This window comes from Streptomyces sp. AA1529 (genome assembly GCF_000280905.1).
Lineage (GTDB): Bacteria > Actinomycetota > Actinomycetes > Streptomycetales > Streptomycetaceae > Streptomyces.
Genome location: NZ_ALAP01000006.1, coordinates 1 through 1,858 on the forward strand (window position 1 = coordinate 1; position 1,858 = coordinate 1,858).

1 rRNA gene is annotated in these 1,858 nt (G+C 57.3%); it reads right to left on the minus strand.

The window, feature by feature from the left end:
- Positions 1-31: 31 nt before the first annotated feature.
- Positions 32-1,858 (minus strand): 23S ribosomal RNA (locus tag A949_RS0100600); the annotation flags it as partial.

Here is a 1,858-nt window from a genome sequence, read left to right on the forward strand (position 1 = left end):
CTCAGAACCGACACAGTGGACGCGAGCCTCTATGGACAAGCCCTCGGCCTATTAGTACCGGTCACCTCCACACGTTACCGTGCTTCCAGATCCGGCCTATCAACCCCGTCATCTACAGGGAGCCTTAACCCCTCAAAGGGGGTGGGAGTCCTCATCTCGAAGCAGGCTTCCCGCTTAGATGCTTTCAGCGGTTATCCTTCCCGAACGTAGCCAACCAGCCATGCCCTTGGCAGAACAACTGGCACACCAGAGGTCCGTCCGTCCCGGTCCTCTCGTACTAGGGACAGCCCTTCTCAAGACTCCTACGCGCGCAGCGGATAGGGACCGAACTGTCTCACGACGTTCTAAACCCAGCTCGCGTACCGCTTTAATGGGCGAACAGCCCAACCCTTGGGACCGACTCCAGCCCCAGGATGCGACGAGCCGACATCGAGGTGCCAAACCATCCCGTCGATATGGACTCTTGGGGAAGATCAGCCTGTTATCCCCGGGGTACCTTTTATCCGTTGAGCGACGGCGCTTCCACAAGCCACCGCCGGATCACTAGTCCCGACTTTCGTCCCTGCTCGACCCGTCAGTCTCACAGTCAAGCTCCCTTGTGCACTTACACTCACCACCTGATGACCAACCAGGCTGAGGGAACCTTTGGGCGCCTCCGTTACTCTTTAGGAGGCAACCGCCCCAGTTAAACTACCCACCAGACACTGTCCCCGATCCGGATCACGGACCCAGGTTAGACATCCAGCACGACCAGAGTGGTATTTCAACAACGACTCCACGAACACTGGCGTGTCCGCATCACAGTCTCCCACCTATCCTACACAAGCCGAACCGAACACCAATATCAAGCTGTAGTAAAGGTCCCGGGGTCTTTCCGTCCTGCTGCGCGAAACGAGCATCTTTACTCGTAGTGCAATTTCACCGGGCCTATGGTTGAGACAGTCAAGAAGTCGTTACGCCATTCGTGCAGGTCGGAACTTACCCGACAAGGAATTTCGCTACCTTAGGATGGTTATAGTTACCACCGCCGTTTACTGGCGCTTAAGTTCTCAGCTTCACCACACCGAAATGTGACTAACCGGTCCCCTTAACGTTCCAGCACCGGGCAGGCGTCAGTCCGTATACCTCGCCTTACGGCTTCGCACGGACCTGTGTTTTTAGTAAACAGTCGCTTCTCGCTGGTCTCTGCGGCCACACCCAGCTCAGACAGCACGTGCCCTCACCAGACATGGCCCCCCTTCTCCCGAAGTTACGGGGGCATTTTGCCGAGTTCCTTAACCATAGTTCACCCGAACGCCTCGGTATTCTCTACCAGACCACCTGAGTCGGTTTAGGGTACGGGCCGCCACACAACTCGCTAGAGGCTTTTCTCGACAGCACAGGATCATCCACTTCACCACAAACGGCTCGGCATCAGGTCTCACCCCTGTAACGAGGAACGGATTTCCCTGCTCCTCGGGCTACACCCTTACCCCGGGACAACCATCGCCCGGGCTGGACTACCTCACTGCGTCACCCCATCACTCACCTACTACAAGCTCGGACCGTCGGCTCCACCACACCCGCCTTCCGAAGAAAACAAGGGGCTTCACGGACTTAGCATCACCTGATTCGATGTCTGACGCTGCATAGCGGGTACCGGAATATCAACCGGTTCTCCATCGACTACGCCTGTCGGCCTCGCCTTAGGTCCCGACTTACCCTGGGCAGATCAGCTTGACCCAGGAACCCTTAGTCAATCGGCGCACACGTTTCCCACGCATGTATCGCTACTCATGCCTGCATTCTCACTCGTGAACCGTCCACAACTCGCTTCCACGGCTGCTTCACCCGGCACACGACGCTCCCCTACCCACCC